This window comes from Curtobacterium sp. B8, assembly GCF_000333315.1.
GTDB classification, from domain to species: domain Bacteria; phylum Actinomycetota; class Actinomycetes; order Actinomycetales; family Microbacteriaceae; genus Curtobacterium; species Curtobacterium luteum.
Genome location: NZ_BACW01000425.1, coordinates 1 through 1,855, shown reverse-complemented (window position 1 = coordinate 1,855; position 1,855 = coordinate 1). Strand labels below are relative to the sequence as shown.

At 73.9% G+C, this 1,855-nt stretch carries 1 protein-coding gene; it reads left to right on the top strand.

The annotated features are described in order from the left end of the window. A partial coding sequence (locus tag I59_RS11005) for a carboxypeptidase regulatory-like domain-containing protein (protein WP_031273629.1) occupies positions 1-1,504 on the top strand: 1,504 nt, incomplete at its 5' end. Between the last annotated feature and the right edge of the window lie 351 nt (positions 1,505-1,855).

Below are 1,855 nucleotides of genomic sequence, written 5' to 3'. Positions count from 1 at the left end.
GGCCGACCCCGACGGCACGACGGGGCGGGACGTCCCGACGTGGGAACCGGCCACGCTGACCCTCACCGGCAACGCCGGCGCCGTGGACACCGCGGGCGCGACCGCGTGGTTCACCCCGACCGTCCCGCTCACGAGCCTGACGATCACGTACGAGCGTCGCAGCGGATTCCCCGTGTACCAGACCTGGTTCGCCAACAGCACCGCCGCGCTCACCGGTACGGCGACCCTCGACGGCGCACCGGTCCCGGGCGCCCGGGTGACGGTGACCGCTCCGCGCGGCACGGTCTACACGACCACGACGGCGGCCGACGGCACGTACGCGTTCCCGCAGCTCCCGCAGCTCCCCGGGTACACGGTCACGATCACGCCGGTGCCGGGTGCTGAGATCCGGCCGGAGCTCGCGACCCAGACGGTGTCGCTCGACGGCACGAACGGGACGGCGGACTTCCCGTTCACGGCCCCGTCCGGCACCGTGTCGATCATCGGACAGGTCACGGACCCCGGTGGCAACCCGGCCGCGGACGTCCCGGTCGTCATCACCGACCCGGCCGACCCCGCGAACCCCATCGAGACCGTCACGAACGACGACGGCTACTACACCGGGTCGGGCCTGTCCCCGGAGACGGACGTCATGGTGGCGGTGGACGGCGCCGCTCCAGAGACGGTGAGGACGGGCGCGGTCCCACCCGCAGCGCCCACGGTGGTCGACCCGATCGAGACCACGGCGGTCGGGAGCGTCGGCGGCGCGGTGGTCCTCGACGGCGCGCCGCAGGCCGGCGTGACCGTGCAACTGCTCGACGGCACCACGGTGGTGGCCAGCGCCGTGACGGACGCCGACGGCAAGTACTCCTTCTCGACGATCCCGGGCACGTACACCGTGGCCGTGCAGCAGCCGCGCGCCGACGCCGAACTCGTGAGCCCGGACGGAGGACCGGTCACGGTCACCGGTGGCTCGGCCGCGGACCGGAGCTTCGCGTACCGCACACCCCCGGCACCGGAGGCCGTCACCACGACCGCCACCGGTCGGGTCGTCGACACGACCGGGGCCCCCGCGGCCGGTCGGACCGTCACGGCGACGCCCGACGCCGCCGACTCCGGCGCGTCGCCGGTGACCGCCACCACCGGCACCGACGGCGGGTACACGCTCGAGGGCCTCGACCCGGCCAGCGACTACACGGTCTCCGTGAGCGGCAGCGACAGCACCGTGGGGTTCACCTCGGGTCCGGACGCCACCGTCGTGGTGACCGTCGTCGACCTCGTGGTCGCCGCGCCGGTGTCGCCCAGCCCCACGCCGACAGCGACGCCCACCGCCACAGCCACGCCGACGCCGACCACGGTTCCGGTCGTGTCGTCCGGGTCGGGTCCGGCGACCGGTGAGCTGGCGTACACGGGCGCCGACGTCGCGCCGGCGGCACTCGCGGCGGCCGTGCTCGTCCTGCTCGGGGCCGGGGTCCTGACGTACCGCTCGGCGCGGCACCGCCGTCGGGTACGCGCGGACGACTGACACCTGTCGTCGAACGGGGTGGGACCGCTCGGTCCCACCCCGTTCTGCGTTCCGGGAACAATGCCCGCCACCGCGCCGTTGGAGCGCTCCGAGGAAGTTCTCAGCGGCACCCCCTCGCGGTCGCCCGACAGGGCGTGCAACACTGGAGGGGCGCACTCGCCGTGGAGTCGTACCCACCACACACATCCACAGCTCGAGCGCGCAGCTCCTCGTCGTACCCACGTCGTCGCCGTGCGCCCGGACGTCTCCAGCGAGGAGGTCAGCCCCGTGTCCACCACCACCCGAACCTCGGCCGTGCTCACGCACACGTGGCCGATCACCGTCACGACCGGATCGATCGTCGGCATCGCC